Origin of the sequence: Pseudomonas oryzihabitans (assembly GCF_032027545.1) — a bacterium.
In the GTDB taxonomy this organism is placed as follows: Bacteria; Pseudomonadota; Gammaproteobacteria; order Pseudomonadales; family Pseudomonadaceae; genus Chryseomonas; species Chryseomonas oryzihabitans_F.
Genome location: NZ_JAVSJB010000006.1, coordinates 183,313 through 207,005, shown reverse-complemented (window position 1 = coordinate 207,005; position 23,693 = coordinate 183,313). Strand labels below are relative to the sequence as shown.

General features: G+C 66.1%; 24 protein-coding genes and 1 tRNA gene. 17 read left to right on the top strand and 8 right to left on the bottom strand.

The genetic code is table 11. The features are described 5' to 3' along the window. Window positions 1-35: 35 nt before the first annotated feature. From RND78_RS12385 to RND78_RS12360, 6 genes are read left to right on the top strand one after another with little or no spacing between them, the layout of a single operon-like run. Window positions 36-857 carry a hypothetical protein gene (locus RND78_RS12385; RefSeq protein WP_312729119.1) on the top strand — a complete coding sequence of 274 codons (822 nt, stop codon included), beginning with the start codon at window positions 36-38 and terminating at the stop codon, window positions 855-857. Beyond that, complete coding sequence (locus tag RND78_RS12380) at window positions 854-1,879, top strand: 3'-5' exonuclease (protein WP_312729117.1); 1,026 nt, start codon at window positions 854-856, stop codon at window positions 1,877-1,879. Before RND78_RS12385 ends, RND78_RS12380 begins: the two co-directional genes overlap by 4 nt. Beyond that, on the top strand, window positions 1,876-4,038 hold the full coding sequence (locus RND78_RS12375) for a DNA cytosine methyltransferase (RefSeq protein WP_312729116.1): 2,163 nt from the start codon (window positions 1,876-1,878) through the stop codon (window positions 4,036-4,038). Before RND78_RS12380 ends, RND78_RS12375 begins: the two co-directional genes overlap by 4 nt. Continuing rightward, window positions 4,035-4,517, top strand: a complete 483-nt coding sequence (locus tag RND78_RS12370; RefSeq protein ID WP_312729115.1) for a hypothetical protein — start codon at window positions 4,035-4,037, stop codon at window positions 4,515-4,517. The genes RND78_RS12375 and RND78_RS12370 overlap by 4 nt, the downstream gene beginning before the upstream one ends. Further along, on the top strand, window positions 4,517-4,750 hold the full coding sequence (locus RND78_RS12365; RefSeq protein WP_312729114.1) for a hypothetical protein: 234 nt from the start codon (window positions 4,517-4,519) through the stop codon (window positions 4,748-4,750). The genes RND78_RS12370 and RND78_RS12365 overlap by 1 nt, the downstream gene beginning before the upstream one ends. Further along, entirely contained in the window at window positions 4,750-5,886 is a 1,137-nt protein-coding gene (locus tag RND78_RS12360; protein WP_312729406.1) for a tyrosine-type recombinase/integrase, read from the top strand. Before RND78_RS12365 ends, RND78_RS12360 begins: the two co-directional genes overlap by 1 nt. 102 nt (window positions 5,887-5,988) lie before the next feature. Here RND78_RS12360 and RND78_RS12355 read toward each other — a convergent pair. The 4 genes from RND78_RS12355 to RND78_RS12340 all read right to left on the bottom strand — a co-directional run bounded on the left by RND78_RS12355 (window position 5,989) and on the right by RND78_RS12340 (window position 8,031). Then, a tRNA-Val gene (locus tag RND78_RS12355) sits at window positions 5,989-6,065 on the bottom strand. Window positions 6,066-6,154: 89 nt separating this feature from the next. Then, a complete protein-coding gene (locus RND78_RS12350) occupies window positions 6,155-6,667 on the bottom strand; it encodes a DUF2937 family protein (protein WP_312729112.1) in 513 nt (170 codons plus the stop codon). Window positions 6,668-6,685: 18 nt separating this feature from the next. Beyond that, complete coding sequence (locus RND78_RS12345) at window positions 6,686-7,459, bottom strand: class II glutamine amidotransferase (protein WP_312729111.1); 774 nt, start codon at window positions 7,457-7,459, stop codon at window positions 6,686-6,688. A 98-nt stretch (window positions 7,460-7,557) separates the two neighbouring features. Next, window positions 7,558-8,031: an MFS transporter gene (locus RND78_RS12340; RefSeq protein WP_312729110.1), complete on the bottom strand. Its 474-nt coding sequence runs from the start codon at window positions 8,029-8,031 to the stop codon at window positions 7,558-7,560. Window positions 8,032-8,120: 89 nt separating this feature from the next. On the opposite strand from RND78_RS12340, the gene RND78_RS12335 reads away from it, so the two are divergent. From RND78_RS12335 to RND78_RS12295, 9 genes are all read left to right on the top strand, one after another. Then, window positions 8,121-10,142, top strand: coding sequence for a S9 family peptidase (locus RND78_RS12335; protein WP_312729108.1), 2,022 nt, complete (start codon window positions 8,121-8,123; stop codon window positions 10,140-10,142). A gap of 53 nt (window positions 10,143-10,195) precedes the next feature. Beyond that, a complete protein-coding gene (locus RND78_RS12330; protein WP_312729106.1) occupies window positions 10,196-10,951 on the top strand; it encodes an SRPBCC family protein in 756 nt (251 codons plus the stop codon). 200 nt (window positions 10,952-11,151) lie between these two features. Next, a complete protein-coding gene (locus tag RND78_RS12325) occupies window positions 11,152-12,003 on the top strand; it encodes a MurR/RpiR family transcriptional regulator (protein WP_312729104.1) in 852 nt (283 codons plus the stop codon). Window positions 12,004-12,044: 41 nt separating this feature from the next. Continuing rightward, window positions 12,045-12,620 carry a D-alanyl-D-alanine dipeptidase gene (gene ddpX / locus RND78_RS12320; protein ID WP_312729103.1) on the top strand — a complete coding sequence of 192 codons (576 nt, stop codon included), beginning with the start codon at window positions 12,045-12,047 and terminating at the stop codon, window positions 12,618-12,620. A 251-nt stretch (window positions 12,621-12,871) separates the two neighbouring features. After that, the gene (locus RND78_RS12315; RefSeq protein WP_312729102.1) at window positions 12,872-14,437 is read left to right on the top strand and encodes an ABC transporter substrate-binding protein; all 1,566 of its coding nucleotides are present in this window, start codon (window positions 12,872-12,874) and stop codon (window positions 14,435-14,437) included. A gap of 48 nt (window positions 14,438-14,485) precedes the next feature. Next, the gene (locus tag RND78_RS12310) at window positions 14,486-15,502 is read left to right on the top strand and encodes an ABC transporter permease (RefSeq protein WP_312729100.1); all 1,017 of its coding nucleotides are present in this window, start codon (window positions 14,486-14,488) and stop codon (window positions 15,500-15,502) included. A 1-nt stretch (window position 15,503) separates the two neighbouring features. Then, window positions 15,504-16,379, top strand: a complete 876-nt coding sequence (gene ddpC, locus RND78_RS12305; RefSeq protein WP_312729098.1) for a D,D-dipeptide ABC transporter permease — start codon at window positions 15,504-15,506, stop codon at window positions 16,377-16,379. A gap of 1 nt (window position 16,380) precedes the next feature. Beyond that, window positions 16,381-17,364: an ABC transporter ATP-binding protein gene (locus tag RND78_RS12300; RefSeq protein WP_312729097.1), complete on the top strand. Its 984-nt coding sequence runs from the start codon at window positions 16,381-16,383 to the stop codon at window positions 17,362-17,364. Then, window positions 17,361-18,341: an oligopeptide/dipeptide ABC transporter ATP-binding protein gene (locus RND78_RS12295; RefSeq protein WP_312729096.1), complete on the top strand. Its 981-nt coding sequence runs from the start codon at window positions 17,361-17,363 to the stop codon at window positions 18,339-18,341. The genes RND78_RS12300 and RND78_RS12295 overlap by 4 nt, the downstream gene beginning before the upstream one ends. A gap of 167 nt (window positions 18,342-18,508) precedes the next feature. Here the strand turns inward: RND78_RS12295 and RND78_RS12290 are convergent, their stop codons facing one another. Continuing rightward, entirely contained in the window at window positions 18,509-18,958 is a 450-nt protein-coding gene (locus tag RND78_RS12290) for a YcgN family cysteine cluster protein (RefSeq protein ID WP_058762427.1), read from the bottom strand. A gap of 137 nt (window positions 18,959-19,095) precedes the next feature. On the opposite strand from RND78_RS12290, the gene RND78_RS12285 reads away from it, so the two are divergent. Beyond that, window positions 19,096-19,692, top strand: a complete 597-nt coding sequence (locus RND78_RS12285; protein ID WP_312729093.1) for a nitroreductase family protein — start codon at window positions 19,096-19,098, stop codon at window positions 19,690-19,692. Here the strand turns inward: RND78_RS12285 and RND78_RS12280 are convergent. From RND78_RS12280 to rnd, 3 genes are read right to left on the bottom strand one after another with little or no spacing between them, the layout of a single operon-like run. Beyond that, window positions 19,677-20,618 carry a D-2-hydroxyacid dehydrogenase gene (locus tag RND78_RS12280; protein WP_312729091.1) on the bottom strand — a complete coding sequence of 314 codons (942 nt, stop codon included), beginning with the start codon at window positions 20,616-20,618 and terminating at the stop codon, window positions 19,677-19,679. The genes RND78_RS12285 and RND78_RS12280 overlap by 16 nt on opposite strands. Continuing rightward, on the bottom strand, window positions 20,615-20,914 hold the full coding sequence (locus RND78_RS12275) for a YcgL domain-containing protein (protein WP_312729089.1): 300 nt from the start codon (window positions 20,912-20,914) through the stop codon (window positions 20,615-20,617). Before RND78_RS12275 ends, RND78_RS12280 begins: the two co-directional genes overlap by 4 nt. Further along, the gene (gene rnd, locus RND78_RS12270) at window positions 20,911-22,065 is read right to left on the bottom strand and encodes a ribonuclease D (RefSeq protein ID WP_312729087.1); all 1,155 of its coding nucleotides are present in this window, start codon (window positions 22,063-22,065) and stop codon (window positions 20,911-20,913) included. Before rnd ends, RND78_RS12275 begins: the two co-directional genes overlap by 4 nt. 285 nt (window positions 22,066-22,350) lie before the next feature. Between rnd and RND78_RS12265 the strand changes: the two genes are divergently transcribed. Next, window positions 22,351-23,658 carry an OmpP1/FadL family transporter gene (locus RND78_RS12265; protein ID WP_312729086.1) on the top strand — a complete coding sequence of 436 codons (1,308 nt, stop codon included), beginning with the start codon at window positions 22,351-22,353 and terminating at the stop codon, window positions 23,656-23,658. The last annotated feature ends 35 nt before the right edge of the window (window positions 23,659-23,693 follow it).

Genomic DNA, 23,693 nt, shown 5'->3' with positions numbered 1-23,693 from the left:
TGCCGGGCTTTCCACCACCACATGGGACACAGCACATGAACCCCATTCTCATAGTCGCCCTGACGCTGTTCGCAGTCAGCCTCCCCGTCCTCGCCTTCATAGTGATGCACACCCGCCGCATCAATCGGCTCCACACTCTGGCCCTGGCCGAGCAGCAGCGCCTGGCCGGCGAGGTGTTGGACGCGACTCACCGTGAGCACCGCCGGGAGTATGCCGCTCTGCATCGAGAGACCCACGACAGGATCGAACAGCAGCGCGCCAGCAACCAGCGCTTGGTCAAACACAATCAGCGCCTGATGTACGACCTGGCGGACGCTCGAATCCAGGCTATCCCCCTGCACGAGGAGCCTTTCACCGAAGCCGACCGCCGCACCCTGCTGGACGCCTTGGTCAAGCTCACTGCCGCGCGCACCTTCTACGCCTCGCTCAACTCGGCCGAAGCCGGCAACATCCTGCGAATCGAACATGCACTGATGGCGGTGGTGGAGCGTCTGTCTCGGCACCTGGTGGCGGACGGCACCCTGCAGCTCCGCGCCTGGGGTCAGATCGAGCGCGACGCCAAGGGCTGGTGGTCCCATCCCTATCTGCCGCTGTTCTCCGAAGGCCTTACCCGCGAACGCCAGGACGCCTGGCTGAAGGCCCAGCACCTGGAGGCACGGCTGTTGTGGGATGAGCGCTTCGAAGAACACCCAGCACCTGACTTCAGCGACGACATCAGCAGCTTCGAACCGAAACCACCGGAGGGCGATGGCTGGTTCCTGCTGACCATCGAGCAAAACGAGGACGGCGAAGCCCGGGCCTGGTATGCCCGCCGAGTCGCCGCTGAGCCGGCAGCCGCAGCGGAGGCCGCAGCATGAGCCGGGTGGACGTGGTGATCGATCTGGAGACCATGGGCACCAGCCCACGCGCAGCCATAGTTGCCCTCGGCGCCGTTGCGCTGCACGCCGAATTCCCACGGCCACGCGAATACTACGGCCGGGTCGACCTGGCCGATAGCGTTGCCCAGGGCGGCGTCTTCGACGCAGAGACCGTCCAGTGGTGGATGCAGCAAAGCGAGGAAGCACGCCACGAGCTGGTCGGCAGCCTCGCGCAACCGCTACACGCCGAGCTTCGCACCTTGTCTCTATGGCTGGAGGGGCTGGAACTCAACTACGGCGACCTATTTATCTGGGGCAACAGCCCGGCGTTTGACTGCACCATCCTGGGGTCCGCCTACGACTCCGTCGGCCTGTCTCGCCCCTGGCACTTCCGGCAGGAACGCGACCTGCGCACCCTCCTCGATCTCTATCCAGAAGCCGCCGATATCGAATTCGAAGGCGTCAAGCACCACGCCATGCATGACGCCCGCCATGAGGCGCGGATGCTGGCCAAGGCCCTGGACATTCATCGAGAGCGGGCCACCGCCCTCGCCTCCCAGCCCGCAGTCTTCCCTTTGGACGCCGGCGAGCTGGTAGCGACCGTTACTACAATTTTGGACGGCACCGGCTGGAAGTCCCTGGACTTTCACGTCGACCTTCAGCAGATACCAGACGGTACAGAGCTGTACGCCGCCGCGCATACGGATAAGGCGACGCGCGACGTGCTGGCCGAGCGGCAGCGGCAGATAGAGGCGGAAGGGTTCACGCTGGAAGGCGACGACGGGTACGGATGGGGCGCACTGGCGCTCGCCGCCAGCTGCTACGCCCAACACGCTCACCGCCCCGACGAACTCTATGGCAAAGCGCCAGAGTCCTGGCCTTGGGCTTGGCACTGGTGGAAGCCAGGCGCGCCGCGCCGCAATCTGGTCAAGGCCGGCGCCCTGATCATCGCTGAAATTCAGCGCCTAGACCGTGTTGAGCAGCCCCCTGAGGACAGCAACGGGGAGGCGAGCCAAGCATGACCGCCATGAATCGACTCGGTTCTGAATTCAAAACCCAGTATGGCCTTGGCTTCAGCAGCCAGGATGACGAGATCATCGTAGACTTTTTCTGCGGTGGCGGCGGCGCTGGTACCGGGCTGGAGATGGGCCTGGACCGGCCAGTGGCCGTGGCGAAGAACCACAGCGCGGCGGCGATCAGCATGCACACCGCCAACCACCCCACCGCCCGGCACTTCACCACGGACGTTTTCGACGGTGATCCGGATGCCGAGTGCGCGGGCCGCCCGGTCGGTTGGTTCCACATGAGCCCCGACTGCACGCATCACAGCCAAGCCGCCGGCGGCCAGCCGCGGAAGCGCGAGATCAGGAATCTGTCATGGGTCGGGTTGAAATGGGCCGGCAAGAAGCGCCCCCGAGTGATCAGCCTGGAAAACGTCAAACAGATTTTGCAATGGGGCCCTCTGATCGCGAAGCGCTGCAAAATCAGCGGTCGGGTGATGAAGGTCGACGGCACCGTGGCCGCCCTTGGCGAGCGTGTGCCGGTGCATCAGCAGTTCCTGGTGCCGGACCCGAAGCGGCGTGGCCAGACCTGGCGCCGCTTCGTCCATCTGCTGCAGGGCATGGGTTACCAGGTGGAATGGCAAGTCGGCCGGGCCTGCGACTATGGCGCACCCACCAGCCGCGAGCGCTTGTTCATGATCGCCCGCTGCGATGGCCAGCCCATCGTCTGGCCGACGCCGACGCATGCCAAGGTGCCAGCGAAGGGCCAGAAGAAATGGCGCAGCGCAGCCGAGTGCATCGACTGGTCGATCCCCTGCCCCAGCATTTTCGACCGGAAGAAGCCGCTGGCCGCCGCCACGTTGCGCCGGGTGGCCAAGGGCATGCGCAAGTTCGTGCTCGACTCCGCCGATCCATTCATAGTGCCCATCGCCAACTGGTCGCGTGAGGCGGCTTTGTCGGCGGCCGACCCGCTGCGCACAGTCACGGCCTGGCCCCGTGGCGGATCGTTCGCCTTGGCCAGCCCGGTGTTCGCCCCGGCAACCCACCAGGGCGGCGACCGGGTGAATGACCCGCGGCAGCCACTGCCTACAGTGACCTGCGCAAATCGCGGCGAGCAGATGCTTGTGAGCCCTACCTTGGTTGGACTCGGCGGCCCTGTCTACGCTGGAAAGCCTGCTGACATTGGCGCGCCGCTGGGCAGCGTCCTGACCGAGAACCACCGGGCTATCGTGGCGCCGACCCTGGTGTCGGTCGGCTACGGCGAGCGGGACGGCCAAGAGCCTCGGGTGCCGGGCCTGGACAAGCCCCTGGGCACGGTCATGGCTGGCGGGATAAAGCACGCCGTGGCAGCCGCCCACTTGGTGAAATTCCGCTTCGACTCAGCCGGCGCTGCAGCCGACGAGCCGATGCCTACCATCACCAGTGGCGGCAACTGCCGGCGCCCAGCGGGCGCGGCCCATGCTATGGGAATCTGCACTGCCTTCCTCGAGCAAGCTAATGGCGGCTTCAACAACACGCCTGCGCACAGCGTCGAGCGGCCGATGACGACCGTGACCAACTCAGGCAGCCAGCAGCGCTTGGCCATGGCCACCCTCGCCCACCTCCGCGGCAACTGCGATGCCCGGGCGCCTGGGGAGCCGCTGCACACCATTAGCGCGGCGGGCCAGCACCATGGTGCAGTCACCGCATTCCTGTCCCGCCAGTTCGGCGCCTCCATCGGCCAGGGCGTCGACGAACCGGCGCCCACCGTCACCGCGGGCGGCGGCGGAAAGACCTCGGTGGTCGAGCTGCAGCTGTCACCAGAGGTCGAGGCCGGCGCCCTGCGCGTGGCCGCATTCCTGATGAGCTACTACGGCACCGACAACACCAGCCCCCTGGACGAGCCGTCGCCCACCGTCACCACCAAGGACCGCCTTGCCCTGGTCACCGTCACAATCCATGGCACGCCCTACGTGGTTATCGACATCGGCCTGCGCATGCTGCAGCCGCGCGAGCTGTATCGCGCCCAGGGCTTCCCTGACGACTACCAGATCGACCGTGGTGCCGACGGCAAGGCCTTCACCAAGAGCCAGCAGGTGCACATGTGCGGCAACAGCGTTTCGCCTCCGCACATGGCGGCGATTGCTCGGGCAAATGACCCGTGGCGGATGACCGTCACCACGGGCAAGGAGGCGGCATGAGCAAGCGCAAACCCAACAGCATGCGTCGCCGTATCCACCGTAGCTCCCGGGCGCTGCTGAGCAGCAACCAGGTGGCGATCTACAACCTGCTGCCCAGCGGCCGCCAGAGCATGATCCACATGGGCAACTGCAAGCACATCGCCCACGGCGCACCGGTGGCCGGCGCACTCTGCGACATCCCCCACCGCTGGACGATCTACGTTAGCGCGCTCTGCGAGGACCAGCGCGGTGAACGCTATATCAAAAGCCAGGAGGTGGCGCTCGAGCACCTGCACCTGGCGGCGACGCTCACCGAGGTGATTGAGCACTATCACGCCGGCCTGCTCGCCACCTGCAACACCAAGCATGTTGTCGCGTCCGCATGGATCGCCAATCCCAGCGGCCTCTCGCTCAGCGAGCAGCAGGCCGACCGTATCTATGATGCTATCGGCGCCTGGCCGCTGGCACGCACCCCAAGCATTGAGCGAGGCACCGAGTAATGGCCAAGATCATCGCCCAGGTCGAAATCAAGGTGCCGCGCCTCATGGAAGCCGGCGAATACCGGAAGCTGCGCTATGCAGGGAAGATCCCAAGCCTGCAGCAGCTCAAGAAGTGGATCGAGGAAGGGGAAGTGGTGGGAGAGATCAAAGGAGGGATGTATTTCGTCGACCTGCAGGCCGAGTTCATGGCATCGAATGACCCGCTGCTGGCCAAGATGCTGGAGGTCTTTTGATGGCCGCTCGCCCTCGCGCCCCGAAAAACCGGGCGCTGCCGGACAACCTCTACCCCAACGGCAAATACTGGGTGTACCGGAACCCCATCACCGGCAAGCGAACCAGCATCAACCGTCCCCTCGCCGATGCGGTGAAACTAGCACGGGCGGCGAATGCCAAACTCGCCCCGCTGATGGCCGACGACGGCGCCCTGCTGGCCCTGATCACAGGCGACCAAGCGCCGACGTTCGAGCACCTGATTGACCGCTTCGAAGCGGAATGGCTACCCGGGCGCGACTATGCAGCGAGCACCTTGGAAGAGATCACCTTCAAGCTGAATCGATATCGGCAGGACCTGGGCAAGCGAATGATTGGCCAGCTTGATGTGCTGGGCATCGCCGAGTACCTGGATGGCTTCTCGAACAACGCTTACACCAAGCACCGCGGCTTGCTGGTCCAGCTATTCGCCTTCGCCGTCGCCAAGGGCCTCACCGAGCGCAACGTGGCCGAGCTGACCCTGGTGAAGAAGGAGGCGGAGAAACAGCGCCAGCGCCACACGCTGGAAGGCCTGACGAAGATCATCGAGCACCCGGAGACGCCCGCCTGGCTGAGCCGTGCTATCCGGCTGTCGCTCATCACCCTGCTGCGCCGCGAAGACGTGGTGACGCTCCGGCGCGACGCCGTCGACCTTGCCAAGGGCACCATCCGAGTGTCGCCCGGCAAGAGCGAGAAGTACTCGACGCCCATCCACCTGGAAATTCAGATGGGCGGTGCACTTCGAGAGGTGGTCCATGAGTGCATGCGCTCGGCCATAGTCTCGCCGTTCCTGATCCACTACCGGCCCAAGGCCCGGAAGCGTGAGCAGCTGGATGCCAAAGAGCACTGGACCGCCGTGACGCCCGACTACCTGACCAAGGAATTCAGCCGCGTCCGCGACCTGGTGGGCGCCTATAACCACATCCCCGCCGGCCAGCGCCCAACCTTCCACGAAGTGCGCGCCCTGGGATCATGGCTCTACGACCAGCAGCAGTTCCAAGAGGAATACGTCCAGGCGCTGATGGGCCACGCCGACCCGAAGATGACCCGCCACTACCAGGAAGGCCATGGCGAGCAAGTGATTGAATACCAGGTCGTCGGCGCCGATTTGAAGCTGTAGCCGACAATCGTTTTTCCAAAGTTTTTCCAACCAATTTCCAAACGAAAAAGGGCGACCCTTTCGGATCGCCCTTCTTAGCCCGCCAGCAGTGCGGGTTTTGTTTGGTAGGCACGATTGGATTCGAACCAACGACCCCCACCATGTCAAGGTGGTGCTCTAACCAACTGAGCTACGTGCCTGCTGTGGGTGCGCATTCTACAGACCGGCACCGGAGCGTCAAGCCCTTTTTTCAGCTAAACGCCTGAAAACGTGAATTTTTTTCCGAGGCCTAGGAAATCCGCCGCGCCGGTCGCCTAGGGTAAAGCAGGATCGACAGCCACAGGGCAAGGGTTTCCAGGATCACCGCCAGAGCCAGGCCGAGTCCGACGCCCCAGGCGATGGCCGCAGGGGTGAGTACGACCTGATAGCGGTACTGCCGCAGGGTCTCGTCACGCAGCTCGGGGTTGGGACGCACCAGGATGCGCCAGGCCTTCTCGTACCAGGGCCCCTGCAACGCCTGCCACTCTTCGTCGAACAGGGCATTGCGGCGCATCAGTATGCCGAGGCTGTCGGCATCGCTGCGGAAGACCGGGTCGTCACTGGCCTGGTAGTGGGCCAGCAGGCGCTCGAGGCTGCCCTCGAAGTATTGCTCCGCGGTGCGCCGGAACCCGCTCAGGGACTGCTCGGACTCCAGCCGATGGGCATCCACCCGCTGCTCGTAGTCGAGCATGAATCCAGGCACCTGAACCCCGACCAGCAGGGCCAGGGAGAACAACAGCATTCGTATATAGCTACGCAACATCGCCAGTGAGATTCCTGTTCAGACGCGGCCCTGGGTGACGATCTCGCCATTCCACCAGAGATGCCATTCGCCAGGCTGGTGCAGGGTCCAGACCTCGTCGGAGGTCAGGGGTTCGGTAGCGACGATGGTGACCACGTCGTCGGGGGTGGTCTCGGCCTTGAAGTCGACGTGGACTTCGGCATCGCGCAGGTGAGCCGGCCCGAAGGGTGCACGGCGGGTGATGTGACCCAGCTTGGTGGTGCAGAAGCTGAACAGCCAGTCACCGTCGCTGAGCAGGCAATTGAAGACGCCCTTCCGGCGAAAGCCGTCGCAGGCATTCACCAGCTGAGGCAGCAGCATCTCCACCGGCACCGGCTCGGGGAAGCGTTCGCGGACCTGATCCAGCAGGCTGCAGAAGGCCGCCTCGCTGTCGGTATCCCCGACCGGGCGGTAGAAGCGGGGGTCAGGGCGAAAATCCTGCAGTTGGCCGTTGTGGGCGAAGCTCCAGTAGCGGCCACCCAGCTCGCGCACGAAGGGATGGGTGTTGGCCAGGTTGACGCCACCGACGTTGGCATGACGGATATGGCCGATCACGGTGTGGCTCTTGATCGGATAGCCCTGGACCAGCTTGGCTACTTCGGAGTCGGCGCCCGGCAGGGCGTCCTTGAACAGGTGCAGCCCCCTACCCTCGTAGAAGGCCACGCCCCAGCCGTCGCGGTGCGGACCGGTGCGGCCGCCGCGTTGCATCAAGCCCTGGAGACTGAAGACCAGATCCGTGGGCACGTTGGCACTCATGCCCAGCAATTCACACATGTCCGTCCCTCCGGGGTGGCTGCCTGGTTCGATCGCGGCTGCCGCCGCTGCCCATGGCAAGCATGCTGAATGGGTGACGCCCCGGGCGCAAGTTTGGATTACAGCCGGGGTTCTACGCGCTCGCCACGGCCACGAGGTTCGCGGCGCTCGACGGGCGCGGGAGCTCCGCGCCGTGCGGCGGACGCTTCCGGCAGCGGGTCGTCCGCAGGGTCGGTCGCGGTGACGGCGGCAGGCTGCGGCCGTGAACGCCAGTAAAGCCAGCGAACGATGACGAAGACCAGGTAGAGCACAAGGGCGAGGGCCCCGGCGACGGAGAGGTCCGCCACCGCCGACCAGGCACTGTTGCCCACCTTGAACACCAGGTCGAGCACGGTCACGGCGATGGCCGGCGCATAGAAGCTGTGCTCCGGGTCGGCGATGGTCGGGGTCAGCAGGAGTACCGCCGCGACCAGGCGAATGGGTTCACGTAGCCAGCGCCAGAGCCAGCCGGTGGCCTTGAAGGTCACCACCAACAGCAGCAGCGCGGCGATGGCGTAGACGGCCCAGGCGATCAGGTACTCTTGCTCGGTCATTGCGATCCATGGCGATAGCGGGAAAGGGAAGCCTATGATAACGGTTTTGCCCCGACCGCGTGCTTCCACGCGGCGTACAAGGAGCCCGCATGACCCAAGCCCCCACCGCTCGCCGCGCCCCAGGTGACGACCCCTACGTATGGCTGGAACAGCGCGACGCTCCCGAGGTGCTGGCGCACCTGGAGGCCGAGAACGCCTACCTGGAGGCCGAGCTGGCGCCCCAGGCCGCCCTGCGTGAGCAACTGTTCGAGGAGATCCGCGCGCGCATCCGCGAGACGGACCTGTCGCTGCCGGTCCCGCGTGGCGACTATCTCTATTACCAGCGCACCCAGGCCGGCGACGAATACGGCCGCAATTACCGCTGCCGCCGCCCGGCCGATGGCGACCTGACGCCGGATGCCGCGAGCGAGGAACTGCTGTTCGACGGCAACGCCATCGCCGATGGGGGCTTCCTCTCCGTCGGCCGCTTCACCGTCAGCCCGGACCAGAGCAAGCTCGCCTACAGCCTGGATCAGGTCGGCGACGAGACCTATCGGCTCTATGTGAAGGACCTGACCACCGGCACGGTGACCGAACTGCCCTTCGGGGAATGCGACGGCAGCCTGACCTGGGCCAACGACAGTCGCACCCTGTTCTTCGGCGAGCGGGACGAGTCCCATCGCCCGCACAAGCTCTATCGCTATCACCTGGGCGATGCCGAGCCGCAGCTGGTCTTCCATGAGACCGACGGCCGCTTCTTCCTTGGCTGCTATCGTTCCAGTTCCGAGCGCAAGCTGTTGCTGCTGTCCCACAGCAAGACCACCAGCGAGGCCTGGGTGCTGGACGCGGATCGGCCGGACGAGGCCTTCGTCTGCCTGGCGCCGCGCGAGGAAGGCCATGAATACTTCCCCGACCATGGCGTCGATGGCTGGTACGTGCGCAGCAACCAGGATGGCATCAACTTCGCGCTGTACCGGGCCGCCGAAGAAAGCCCGACCCGGGTGCATTGGGAGCTGCTGGTGCCCCATGATCCGGAGGTGATGCTGGAGGACGCGAGTCTGGGCGCCCATGCCCTGGTGCTGAGCCTGCGCGCCGCCGGCCTACCGATCCTTGAGGTTCGCCCCTACGGCCAGGCGCTCTATCGCGTCGACCTGCCGGACGAGGTCTACAGCCTCGATGCCATGGACGTGCTGGAATTCAACAGTCCGGTCATGCGCCTGCGCTACGAGGCGCTGAATCGACCGGCGGAGATTCGCGAGCTGGAGCTGGCCAGCGGCAGTCAGCGGGTGCTCAAGCAGGTGCCGGTGGAAGGCCCCTTCGATGCCGACGCCTACGAGAGTCGCCGACTGTGGGCGACCGCGCCCGACGGCACCCGTATCCCCATCAGCCTGGTCGGCCGACGCGACCTGCCGCAGAGCGCCCCACTCTACCTCTATGGCTATGGGGCCTACGGCCACAGCCTCGACCCCTGGTTCTCCCATGCCCGCCTGAGTCTGCTGGAGCGTGGCGTGCGCTTCGCCATCGCCCATGTGCGTGGCGGCGGCGAGCTGGGCGAGGCCTGGTATCGCAGCGGCAAGCTGGAACACAAGCAGAACACCTTCGATGATTTCATCGCCTGCACCGAGCATCTGCTAGAGCAAGGCCTGACGACGCCGCAGCAGATCGTCATCAGCGGCGGCAGCGCTGGCGGCCTGCTGATCGGCGCCGTGCTCAACCAGCGGCCCGACCTCTATGCCGCGGCCATCGCCGAGGTGCCCTTCGTCGACGTGCTGAACACCATGCTCAAGCCGGACCTGCCCCTGACCGTCACCGAATACGACGAGTGGGGCGATCCGAACGAGCCGGAGGTACGCGAGCGCATCGCCAGCTACGCACCCTATGAGAACGTCAAGGCCCAGGCCTATCCGGCGATCCTGGCGGTGGCGGGCTATCACGACACCCGGGTGCAGTATTGGGAGGCGGCCAAGTGGGTGGCGCGACTGCGCGAGCGGCGCACCGATCAGGCGCCTTTGCTGCTGCTCAAAACCGAGTTCGGCGCCGGCCACGGCGGCATGAGCGGGCGCTACCAGGCCCTGCGCGACGTGGCCCTGGAATACGCCTTCGTGTTTCGGGTGCTGGGCCTGAGCGGCTAGGGAACGGCGGGGGCTCTGGGCAGGTCTTTTCCACAGTTGAAGGAGAATCTGCCATGCACCTAGACGCCCCCACTCCCCCTCTTGCTCCCCCGATTCGCGACGATGCTGCCGTGCGTGGCGTGGAACGCCTGGCCTCGCTGGCAGGCGGCGGCCTGCTGTTGAGTCGCGGCCTGGCGCGGGGCGGTCTGCTCGGCCTGCTCAGCGGGGCGACCGGCGCCTGGCTGCTGACCCGCGGCCTGCGCGGCAGTTGCCCAGTGCGCCGGATCGTGGCCAATACCCGTTTCGAACGCGACGTGCGCCGCTCACTGGCCTGGCGCTCGGCTGCCTCCCAGACCCGCCGCATCGTCATCGCCCGGCCACGCGACGAGCTGTACCGTTTCTGGCGGGACTTCTCCAACCTGCCGATCTTCATGCGCCATATCGAACGGGTGGACGTGCTCAACGACCGCTACTCCCATTGGGTGGTCAAGGCACCCATGGGGCGCTTCGAATGGGACGCGGAAGTCACCGATGACATCCCCGGCCAGCTGATCGGCTGGCGTTCCTGCGGCTATGCCGGCCTGAACAACCTGGGCTGGGTCAGCTTCGCCGAAGTGCCGAGCGGCACCGAGGTGACGGCAGTGATGGCCTACGAACCCCCGGCCGGTCGCCTGGGCCATCTCTTCGCCCGCCTGCTGCGCCGCGATCCCGGCACCCGCATCGCCCAGGACCTGGCTGAGCTCAAGGTGCTGCTGGAGCGGGCCCACGCGGTGAGCGACCGCTACGGCGCGGTGGAACGCGCCTCGCACATGGAGTCGCCCCTGGGCTGACGCCAATGGCGGCGTCTCGTCCGAGACGCCGCTGCCCGCCCCCTGCTGCTTCGCGCTTGTCTCCAAGCGACACCTCTCCCCTGTTTACGACAACCCGATGACAGTCGGCTTCCCGCCACTTGCGACGCCTGGAAAGGCGATGTTAGCTTGAGAACAACATACCCTTAAATGACAGATCGATAACATCACAGGCCCGCGGCGTGACCAAACCCCTCTTCTTCCAAGCCCTCGAAGGTGCCTTCGCCGACCTCACGCCCACCGGCAAGCGAGTCGCAGGCTACCTGTTGGCCAATCCGGAGAAGCTGCCCTTCGAGACCGCCGACAGCATCGCCCAGCGTACCAACACCACCGGCATTTCCGTGGGCCGGCTACTGCGCTCGCTGGGCTATCGCAACCTCGACGACGTCAAGCAGAGCCTGAGAGACGAAGGCCTGGAAGCCTGGCGCATCACCGATCGCTTCAGCGCCTTCCGCCAGCAGAGCGGACGCAGCGATGCCCTGGATCGATCCCTGGCCGCCGAGCTCGCCGCCATCGAAGACGTCTATCAGCTCGCCCGCGGTCCGGTGTTCGAGCAGGTGGTGCAGCAGCTGACCGACGCCGACGCCGTGTTCATCGCCGGCATCCAGACCACCCGCGGGGTGCTCGGCAGCTTCCACAGCCTGCTGGAATACATCCGTCCCAAGGCCTTCTACGTCGACGGCCTGGCGGGCACCTACGCCGATATCTTCAACAGCGGCTTCACCCGCCCTTACCTGGTGGTGGCCGACTTCCGCGCCTATTCCAGCGTGACCCGCAAGCTGTGCGAGGCCGCCCGTGACGCCGCACTGCCCATGGCGCTGATCACCGACTACCACTGCCCCTGGGCCAGGGACTATCCGGCCGACCTGCTGCAATTACGCCTGGAGGTCGACCAATTCTGGGACTCCCTGGCGCCCCTGGCCTGCCTGCTGAACCTGCTGGTGTCGGCGGTGGCGGATCGCTTCGGCGACGCCCTGGAACAGCGCCTGGCGAGTAACCGTGCCCTGCAGCAGCGTTTCGGGCAATTCGAATGAGCCCAGGTGATCCCCTTTACTCCGAGGAAGCACTCCGCACCGTGAACCATCCAGAACTCGTCGAGATCGACGCCCAGCGCTACGGCGTGGACATCCACCTGGTCTATGCGACCGCCGACAATCTCGCCGGCAAGGTGCTCTACCAGGACGCCCACTGCCTGCTGCACCGGGATGCTGCGGCCCGCCTGCTCCGAGCCAGCGAGTTGGCGCAACAGGCCGGCCTGCGCCTGCAGGTGCTGGACGCCTACCGTCCGCCCTATGCCCAGCAACTGCTGTGGCGAGTACTGCCGGATGCCCAGTACGTGAGCGATCCGGCGCTTGGCTCGCACCATAGCCGTGGCGTGGCGGTGGACGTGACCCTGCTGGATGACCAGGGCGTGGCGCTGGACATGGGGACGGGCTTCGACGACATGCGCGAGCTATCGCACCTGTTCAATCCGGCCGTTCCCGCCGCCGCGCAGCGCAATCGCCTGCTGCTGCTGGGGGTGATGCAGAGCGCCGGCTTCACCTTCATCCCCAGCGAGTGGTGGCATTTCGAGCTGCCCGATGCGCGCCGCTATGCCCTGATCGATTACCACCACCTCAGCCCGGAGGATCTTGCCGCCCTGCTGAGCTGATCCAGCCGGCGACCGGATCGTTCGAATCCCGCGCCGCGAGCTCATCGCTCGACCGACTTGCCCACTGCCGAAACACCCTTGGAGCCTGTTCAAAGGCTGCTGCGCGTCGGCCAAACGGTGTTGAAAATGCCTTCGGAATGCTCGTTTACCACTCGTAAACTCCGCTTCCTCAGCCATTTTCGCCTTGTTTGGCGCTAGCTCGCGAGACTTTGGACAGGCTCTTACAACCCCAAACAATCCGAGGTACCGGCATGTTTTCGTCTTCGCGCACCTTCGTTTCATCGGCGTCCCGCCTGCTCGCCCTGGTTTCCCTGCTGGGCCTCGGCGCCTGGCAACCGGCCAGCGCTGCCACCGCGGCCGACACCCTGGTCATCGGCAAGCCGGCGGATCTGCAGACCGTCGACCCGGGCGTGACCTTCGACAACAACGACTGGACGGTGACCTACCCGGCCTACCAGCGCCTGATGCGCTACAAGGTGGAAGACGGCAAGGGCAGCACCGACGTCGAGGGCGACCTGGCCAGCGGCTGGACTGTCTCCCCGGACAACCTGGTGTGGACCTTCACCCTCAAGCCCGGCAACAAGTTCGACGATGGCAGCGAGGTCACTGCCGAGGCGGTCAAGTTCTCCGTCGAGCGGCTGATGAAGCTCAAGCAGGGTCCGTCCAGCATCTTCCCGGCGGACATGACGGTGACCGTGGTGGACCCGCAGACGATCAAGTTCACCCTGCAGAAGCCCTTCGCGCCCTTCCTCTTCGCCCTGGCCCACGACGGCGCCAGCGTGATCAACCCCAAGGTGGCCAGCACCCACGGCAAGGACGTGGACGCCTGGCTGGCCGGCCACACCGCCGGCTCCGGCGCCTATCGCCTGGCCGCCTGGCAGAAGGGCCAGTCACTGACCCTGGAGCCCAATCCGCACTATGCCGGCAAGGCACCGACGCTCAAGCAGGTGGTGATCCGCATCATCGCCGAGCCTTCGGTACGCCGCCTGCAGCTGGAACAGGGAGACCTGGACATCATCGAGGACTTGCCCGAAGACCAGGTGAAGGCCCTGGCACAGAAGCCAGGTTTCGTCACCACCGCCTATCCTTCGCTGCGAGTGACCTACCTATACCTTAACAATAAGCGCGCGCCCATGAACGACGTCAACGCGCGCAAGGCCGTGGTCGACTCCCTGGACTACCAGGGCATCGTGGAAGGCATCGCCATGGGCAAGGCCAAGCTCATGAACGGCCCGATCCCGGACGGCATGTGGGGTCATGACCCGAGCCTGCCACTGCCCAAGCAGGACCTGGAAGCCGCCCAGGCGGCCCTGGGCAAGGCACCCAAGGTCCGTGAACTGCAATTCCTCTATTCGGACAAGGACCCGGCCTGGGAGCCCATCGGGCTGACCCTGCAGGCAGGCCTGAGTACCCTCGGCGTCAACCTGAAGATGGAGAAGCTGGCCAATGCCACCTTCCGCGAACGCCTGGGCAAGGGCGACTTCGACGTCGCCATCGGCAACTGGAGTCCGGACTTCGCCGATCCCTACATGTTCATGAATTTCTGGTTCGACAGCAGCAACGCCGGCCTGGCCGGCAACCGCTCCTTCTACAGCAATCCCAAGGTGGACCAGGTGCTGCGCGACGCCGCCAGCGTCAGCGACGTGGCCCAGCGCAAGGCGCTGTACCAGGAAGCCCAGAAGATCGTGGTGGGCGACGCCGCCTACGCCTACCTCTACCAGAAGGCCTACACGGTGCCGATGCGCGCCGCGATCAAGGGGTACGTATTCAACCCCATGCTCGAACAGGTCTTCGATTTCGCTGCGATGTCCAAGTAGGGGCGACGGGTGCCGGCGCGCTCCGGCACCCGCCTCTCGAGGTGTGCCATGGCCTTCTTCCACCTGCTGCGCAAGCAGCTGACCGATATCCTCATCGTGGTGATCGGGGTGTCCCTGATCACCTTCGTCATCTCCCACCTGATCCCGGGCGATCCGGCGCGGCTGATCGCCGGCGAGCGTGCCAGTGACGAGATCGTCGCCGGCATCCGCCACCAGCTGGGCCTGGACCTGCCGCTCTACCAACAGTACTTCCGCTACATGGGCGACCTGCTGCAGGGTGACCTGGGCCAGTCGATCCGCACCCATCGCCCGGTGCTGGACGATCTCAAACTGTTCTTTCCAGCCACCCTGGAGCTGGCCCTGGCCGCGCTGCTGCTGTCGATCCTGATCGGCGTGCCCCTGGGCGTGCTCTCGGCGGTCTACAACAACCGCTGGATCGACCACCTCAGCCGCACCCTGGCGGTGGCCGGCATCTCCACCCCGGCGTTCTGGCTGGGCCTGGGGCTGATCGTGCTGTTCTACGGCCATCTCGGCTGGCTGCCGGGCGGTGGTCGCCTGGACCAGGGGCTGACGCCCCCACCGACGGTGACCGGTTTCTATCTCATCGACACCCTGCTGGCTGGTGATCTCACCGGTTTCGTCAGCGCGGCCAAGCATCTGTTGCTGCCGGCGGTGACCCTGGCCTTCGTCAACCTGGGAGTGATCACCCGGCAGATTCGCGGCGCCATGCTCGAACAGCTTGGTGAGGACTACATCCGCACCGCCCGCGCCTATGGCCTGTCGCAAGCCACCGTGGTGCTGCGCCACGCGCTGCCCAACGCCTTGATCCCTTCCATCACGGTGATCGGCCTGGCCCTGGGCGACCTCCTCTATGGCGCGGTGCTCACCGAGACCGTGTTCGCCTGGCCAGGCATGGGCGCCTATGTGGTCAAGTCGATCCAAGCGCTGGATTTTCCGGCGGTGATGGGCTTCGCCATCGTGGTGTCCTTCATCTACGTCCTGCTCAACCGCTTCATCGATCTGCTCTACCGACTGGTCGATCCCCGCATCGGCAAGGTGAACTAGCATGACGACCCTGACCACCTCGCGCCCCCTCTGGCGGGAGCAGCTCGCCTGGCTGGCCTGGCGCATCCGCCGCAATCCGCTGATGCTCACCGGCCTGGTGATCACCCTGCTGGTGCTGTTGTGCATGATCGCCGCGCCCTGGCTGGCACCCTACCAACCCAACGCCCTGAAACTCACCGCCCGCCTGCAGGCACCCAGCGCCCTGCACTGGTTCGGCACCGACGAGGTGGGCCGTGACCTGCTCAGCCGGGTGATCTACGGCAGCCGCCAGTCGGTGGGCGTCGGGTTGTTCGTGGCCTTTGCCGCCTGCGCTATTGGCGGCCTGCTCGGCTGCCTGTCGGGCATCGTCGGCGGCGCCTTCGACCGCCTGATGATGCGCCTGATGGACATCATCCTCTCGGTGCCTTCGCTGGTGCTGATCATGGCCCTGGCCGCCGCCCTCGGGCCGAGCCTGTTCAATGCCATGCTGGCCATCACCCTGGTGCGCATCCCCTTCTATGTGCGCCTGGCCCGCGGCCAGACCCTGAGCATCCGCCAGTTGGCCTATGTCCAGGCAGCGCGCACCTTCGGCGCCGGCAAATGGCACTTGGTGCACTGGCACGTGGCACGCAACGCCCTGCCGCCGCTGCTGGTGCAATTCAGCCTGGACATCGGCAACGCCATCCTCATGGCCTCGGCGCTGGGCTTCATCGGCCTGGGCGCCCAGCCGCCCACCGCGGAATGGGGCGTGATGGTCGCCAGCGGCCGCAACTTCATCCTCGACCAGTGGTGGTACTCGACCTTCCCGGGCCTGGCGATCCTGGTCACCGCCATCGGTTTCAACCTGCTGGGCGATGGCATCCGCGACCTGCTCGATCCTCGCCAAAAGGGCAAATGACATGGGCCAGCCCGTTCTGCACATCGACCAGTTGAACCTGGAATTCCCCGGCTTTCGCAGCAGCGCCAAGGCGCTCAATGGCGTCAGCCTGAGCGTGGCCCCTGGCGAGATCGTCGGCGTGGTGGGCGAGTCCGGCTCCGGCAAGTCGGTCACCGCCATGCTCACCCTCGGCCTGCTGCCACCCGGCAGCTACCGGGTCACCGGTGGCAGCGTCAACCTGGTGGGTCGCGACATGCTGGCGCTTTCCGAGCGCCAGCTCATGGAAGTCCGCGGTCGCGAGGCGGCGATGATCTTCCAGGAACCGATGACCGCCCTCAATCCCACCCGGCGCATCGGCCAGCAACTGCTGGACGTGATCCGGCGCCATACCACGCTGGACGTCACCGAGGCCCGCGCCAAGGCGATCGAGTTGCTCAAGGACATGCACATCGCCGATCCCGAGCAGATCCTCGAGCGTTATCCCTTCGAACTCTCCGGCGGCATGCGCCAGCGCATCATGATCGCCCTGGCCTTCTCCTGCGATCCGCAGCTGCTGATCGCCGACGAGCCGACCACGGCACTGGATGTCACGGTACAGCGCCAGGTCTTGCTGCTCTTGCGTGAAAAGGCCCGGGCGCGGGGCACCGCCATCCTGCTGATCACCCACGACATGGCCCTGGTGGCGCAATTCTGCGACCGCGTCTATGTGATGTACGCCGGCGGCATCGTCGAGCAGGGCGTCACCGCCGCGGTGATGCAGGCACCCCGGCATCCCTATACCCAGGGCCTGCTGGCCTGCCTGCCGGAGAAGGCGGTGCCGGGTAGCGACCTCGCCAGCATTCCCGGACAGGTGCCCAACCTGGCCCAGTTGCCCAGCGGCTGTACCTTCAAGGAGCGCTGCGCCCAGCGCCACGGACGTTGCGAGACGCGCCCGCCGCTGCTGGCCGCGGCCACTCCCGATCACCTGAGCGCCTGCTGGTTGCAGGCGGAGGACGCCCCTGCATGAACACTCTTTCCCCGCCCTCTGTACCCCTGCTGGAGCTCAGCGGCGTCGAGGTGCGCTACCCGGTGGGCCGCGACTGGCTCGGCCGCGGCAAGGGCCTGGCCCATGCGCTCAATGGCATCGACCTGCAGCTCTTCCCCGGCGAAACCCTGGGTGTGCTGGGCGAATCCGGTTGCGGCAAGAGCACCCTGGCCCAGGTCCTGATGGGGCTGGTGGAGCCGGTCAGCGGCTCCCTTCAAGGCACGGCGCGCGGCGAGCGCAACATCCAGATCGTCTTCCAGGACCCGCAATCCTCGCTGGACCCGCGTCTACCGGTGTGGAAGCTGATCACCGAGCCGCTGGTGGTGCGCGGTCGCCGCTCCACCAGGGAACTGCGCACCGTCGCCGAGCGGCTGGCGCGCCAGGTGGGCATCCGCCCGGAATACCTGGATCGCTATCCCCACCAGTTCTCCGGGGGCCAGCGCCAGCGCATCGCCATCGCCCGGGCGCTGTCGTCCGATCCGGACGTCATCATTCTCGACGAGCCCACCTCAGCGCTGGACATCTCGGTGCAGGCGCAGATCCTCAACCTGCTGGCCCAGCTGCAGCGCGAGCGCGACCTGACCTTCGTGCTGATCTCCCACAACGTCTCGGTGGTGCGCCACCTGGCCGACCGGGTGGCGGTGATGTACCTGGGACAGATCGTCGAGCTGGGCGCGGCGGCAGAGGTGCTGGAGCATCCCAGTCATCCCTACACCCGGCTCTTGCTGGAAGCGGTGCCGCGGCTGGACCAGCCGCTGACCGGCGACGCCGCCGCCCAGCGCACCGAGCTGCCGGGCAACCGGGTGCTGCCCAGTGGCTGCTTCTTTCGGGATCGCTGCCCGCTGGCCGGCGCCGGTTGCGAAAGGCCCCAGGCCTTACTGCCAGCGACCCTCGTGGAGGTGCGCTGCCATCGCGTGGGTGGATTGGTTTCGCCGATGATGAGTGCCGCGCGGGCCTGAACAGGTTCTTAGAACCTGTTCAGGATCTCGCGAGCTAGAGCCAAACAAGGCGAAAATGGCTGAGGAAGCGGAGTTTACGAGTGGTAAATGAGCATTCCGACCGGGCTGGCGACCCAGGGCCTTTTCAACGCGGTTTGGCCGACGCGCAGCAGATCGTGAAAAGATTCTTAGCCAGCGCGGAAGATTAGATAGTCTTCCCAGTCATCCTCGGCCACCTGGGTCTCGCTGAGCATGCGGCCGGACTGGGAGATGCCGGCCTTGTGCACCGCCTCGCGGTCGTCGCAGATCAGCGGGTGCCACTCGGGGAGGTCCTTGCCCTCGGCCACCAGGCGATAGCCGCAGGTAGGCGGCAGCCAGGCGAACTGGTCGGCCTGGGCCGGGGTGAGCTGGATGCAGTCGGGTACGAAGCGGGTACGCTCGGCGTAGCGGCTGCACTGGCAGGTCTTGAGATCCAGCAGCTTGCAGGCGATGCGCGTGTAGTAGACGGCGCCGTCGTCCTCGTCTTCCAGTTTCTGCAGGCAGCACAGGCCACAGCCGTCGCACAGCGACTCCCATTCCTGGGCATCGAGCTGGTCGAGGGTCTTGCGCTTCCAGAACGGCTGGGTGATGGCGGCCATGGCAGAGGTCGTGGCAAAGAAAGGGGGCGCGCAGTCTAGTGCCGCACGCTGCGAGCGCCAAGCACCGTTCGCGCCCTTGTCGACTCCGCCCGGCCGGATTACCGTGCCGGACTCCCCTTTCCTCCCGTGGTGAAGCCATGACCAGTACCAGCCGTACCCCACAGTATCCCGTCGATGAGCAATTCGTGCAGCGTTGGTCACCGCGCGCCTTCGCACCGGCCGAGATCGACGAACAGACGCTGCTCGGTTTCATCGAAGCCGCCCGCTGGGCACCCTCGGCCTTCAACGCCCAGCCCTGGCGCTTCCTCTATGCCCGCCGTGGCGATGCCCACTGGGACCTGTTCCTGAGCCTGCTGGCCGAGTTCAATCGCGGCTGGGCCCAACACGCCTCGGCGCTGGTGATCATCCTGTCGAAGACCACCCATACCCGCGCCGGCAGCGGCGAGGAAGTGCCCTTCCCCAGCCACAGCTTCGATGCCGGCGCCGCCTGGGCCTATCTGGCGCTGCAGGCGACCAACGCCGGCTGGCACGCCCACGGCATGGCGGGTATCGACCGCGAGGGCATCCAGCGTGAATTGAAGGTGCCGGGCTCGTTCAAGGTCGAGCTGGCGGTGGCCATCGGCAAGCTGGGCGACAAGGCCAACCTGCCGGAGTCCCTGCAGGGGCGCGAATTGCCCAGCCCCCGCCTGACCATCGAGGAACTGGCGGTGGCCGGTCCCTATACCCTCGGCTGAGCAGCGAGATCGACGGCGCCGCGCAGGGGCAAACCCTGTTGCAGGCGCTGGAGATTGTCGAGGAACAGCCGGACAGCCGCCGCAGGCGGCGTGGGTCCGGCGACGTGGGCGGTCAGTTGCAGGTTGGGCGTCCGCCAGAAGGGATGATCCGCAGGCAGAGGTTCCTGGCGGAACACGTCCAGTACCGCACCGGCCAGGTGTCCACGCTGCAGCGCCGCGATCAGATCGGCATCCACCACGCTGGTGCCCCGCCCGGCGTTGATGAACAGGGCGCCCGCGGGCAGGGCCGCGAAGAAGTCCGCGTCGTAGAGATCCCGGGTGCTGGCGCTGTCCGGCAGCAGGTTGACCACGAAGTCCGCCTCGGCAGCGGCTTCCTGCAAGGCCGTCAGCGGCACGACCCGCGCGAAGCTGAGGATCGTCCGCGCACGGCGGGCGACGCCGGTGATGCTCAGGCCGAACGGCGCGAACAGCCGGGCGATGTCCTGGCCGATGTCGCCGGCACCCACCAGCAGCAGACGCCGCCCGGCCAGGGTACCTGGCGCCCGGCTGTCCCAGTGACGCTCGCGCTGGCTCTGCTGACGCGCAGCCACTTGGCGCTCGTGCTGCAACAGGTAGGTGAGCACGTATTCGCCGATGCTCTGGCCGAACAGCCCCACGGCGCGGCTGAAACGGTAGTCGCAAGGCAGGTCCGCCGCCAGCAGCGGCGCATAGCCGGCCCAGGTCGACTGCAGCCAGGCCGGCTTGGCGCCACGACGCAGCAAGTCCGCCGCTCGATCAGGCTGCCCCAGCCAATAGCATGCTCCGCCAGCCAGGCGCTCGGCCTCGGCCTGATCCTGGGCCACCCATAGGTCGAGGCCGGGTGCCAATACCTGCCAGGCGTCGAGATAGCCGGCTGGCTCGTGCTCCAGCAGCAGGACGGCCGTCATAGCGGATCGTTGAGCCGCAGCAGTTCTTCGGGCAGATGCTCGACGTAGTCATCGTTCTCGGGAGGCGGCGGCAGCTGCAGATGGTAGCCCTGCTGCTCGATGTTCTCGAGAACCTTGGCGACGTCTTCCCGCGCCAGCTTGCGCTCCGGGGTGAGCACGAACTCGAAGGCCAGTGCCGGGGGGCCGAAGGCGGCCAGCAGGCCCTCCGGGACACGGGACAGGCCCTTGAGCTTGTCGACATAGAGGTACATTTCCGGCTTGCGCGGGCTGCGGTAGATGGAGCAGAGCAATTTCATGGGGCGTTTTCCAGGGGCGCAGGCGTGGTGCGTTGCGCTTGCAGGTGATCGAGAAGGGCCTGGCCGAAGCGCTCGCGACGCCAGCCGCGCAGATTGTCGGGCAGGCGGTATTCGCCATCGGGCCAACCGGTGCGCAGCAGGGCTTCGAGTACCCTCTTGCGCAGCATCAGCTCGGGTGCCATGCCCAGCGCCTGGGCATCACGCTCGCCGATGGCACGCAAGGCCTTGAGCAGCGGCGACACCTCGTGGGGCAAGGGCTCCCCTTGCAGCTCCGGCCACTGCTCGGCAGGCGTGGCGGCGCCCTCGGCGATCAGCCCCAGCAGGGTGTCGCCGTCCTGGCGCACGGTGCGCGGATGCATGTCGTCGATGCGACCCAAGGCCTGCTTGTCGGTGGGCTGGAAACGCGCCAGCGGCCACAGCGAGCGCTCGCGCAGCACATGGTTACGGGGCTGGTCGCGCTCGCGGGCGGTGAGCTCGCGCCAGTGGCAGAGTACCCGCAGCACCGCCAGTTGCTGGCGCGACAGCCGCCAGGCCAGCTTGACCTCGCGATAGGCCTCCCAGGGATCGCTGGTACGCCGCAGATTGGCCACCAGCTCGGCGCCGTCTTCCAGCAGCCAGGTGCGGCGCTGGTCATCCAGGCGCGCTTCCAGATGATGATAAACGTCGACCAGGTAGGTCACGTCGGCCGCAGCGTAGCGTTCCTGCAGGGGCGTCAGGGGTCGTTGCAGCCAGTCGGAACGGGTCTCGTCCTTGGGCAGGTCGATCTGCAGCACCTCGGCCACCAGCCGCGAGTAACCCATGGAGTGCGCCAGGCCCAGGTAGGCCGCCGCCAGCTGGGTGTCGTACAGCGGCTGCGGCAGGCTGCCGGTCAAACGCAGCAACACTTCCAGGTCTTCGCTGCACGCGTGCAGCACCTTCACTACCCCGGCGTCTTCCAGCAGCGCGGCGAAGGGTGCCCAGTCGCCAATGCACAGAGGATCGACCAGGTAGGCCTGCTCACCGTCGCCGATCTGGATCAGGCCGGCCTTGGGGTAGAAGGTGTCGACCCGCATGAATTCGGTGTCGAGGGCAATGAAGGGCAAGGTCCGGCAACGCTGGCAGAGCGCAGCCAGCGAGGCGTCATCGCGAATCCAGTGGGGGGTGGAAGTCAAGGGCTCACTCCAGGCAAGAGAGCCGACAGTATAAGCCACCCGGCCGGCCGGCATCGGCTCCCGTCACGGCCTTCGCCTGAGGCACCGCGCCGGGCCTTTCGGCGTCTGTTCGGGCGGGTTCGTCGGATGAACGTACGATGAACCCACCGGACCAAACGTGACCGGATAGTTTTTTTTGTATTCGTAAGCGGGGCCTGCTACAAGCAGAGTGTGCGCAGGTACTCACTCGGACTTGGGAATCCGCGGAGGTAAGCGCTTCTCGCCTTTCAATGGAGCTGCAAGAGCATGAAAACAATAAAACTCACCCTACTTGCATTGGCCGTCTCGAGCGCTTCCGGCTATGCACTGGCCAACGGCCTCGCCATCAACGAACAGAGCGTCAGCGGCATGGGCACCTCCTTCGCCGGGCGCTCTTCGTCCGCGCAGGACGCCTCCACCATCTATGGCAACCCGGCCGGCATGTCGCGCCTGGGTCGTGAGGTGTCCGTGGGTGGCGCCTACATCCATGCCAAGGTGGACATCAAGGACGCCAACGCCCGTTACGCCAACGGCCAGCAGGTCCCTGGCAGCAACGATGGTGACATGGTGCCCAACTCGGTGGTGCCCTTCGGCTACTTCGTGACCCCGGTCGACGACCGCCTGCACTTCGGCCTGGGCGTCTACGTACCCTATGCGCTGATCAGCAACTACGAGCATGCCTTCCAAGGTCGCTACCAGGGCCAGGCGAGCAAGGTGGAAGTCATAACCGTGCAGCCCACCGTCAGCTACAAGATCACCGACAAGGTCTCGGTCGGCTTTGGCCCGACCATCAACCGCATCGAAGGCAAGCTCAACAGCAACCTGAGCGCCGGCGCCTTCGGTGGCGGTGATGCCCAGGTCAAGGTCGAGGGCGACGACACCGCCTATGGCTACAACGTGGGCGTCCTGGCCGACCTGACCGACGACCTGACCTTCGGCCTGACCTACCACTCCAAGGTCAGCTACAAGCTCAAGGGCCATACCGAAGTCAGCGGCGCCGGCAGCGCCGTCCCGGCCTTCAACTCCATCCTCAGCCGGCTCAACGGCAAGTACGATGGCAGCCTGGACCTGACCCTGCCGGAAAGCACCGACGCCTCCTTCACCTATCGGCTGAACAACGACTGGACCCTCTATGCCGGTGCCACCTGGACCCGCTGGAGCCGTCTGGACGCCATCACCGTCGAGAACGAAGGTACCCCCACCCTGCCGGTGCTGGGCAATCGCCTGGGCGAGATCACCGAGGAATTCAACTGGAAGGACACCTGGTCCTATGCCGTGGGCGCCGCCTACCAGCTGAATCCCCAATGGGTGCTGCGCGCCGGCATGGCCCTCGATCCCTCTCCGGTGGACAACGCCGACCGCAACGTGCGCGTCCCGGTGGGTGATCGCAAGACCTTCTCCCTGGGCGCGGGCTGGTCCCCGACCAAGGAGATGACCATCGACGTGGCCTACGCCTACCTGTGGGAAGACAACGTCAAGGTCAACCGTGCCCCCGACGCCCTGCGCGGTGGCTACAGCGCCAAGTACGACAACAGCGCCCACGGTCTGGGCGCCCAGCTGACCTACCGCTTCTAAGCGCCGGGGTCCGCCGCCACGAGGCCGCCGCGAGG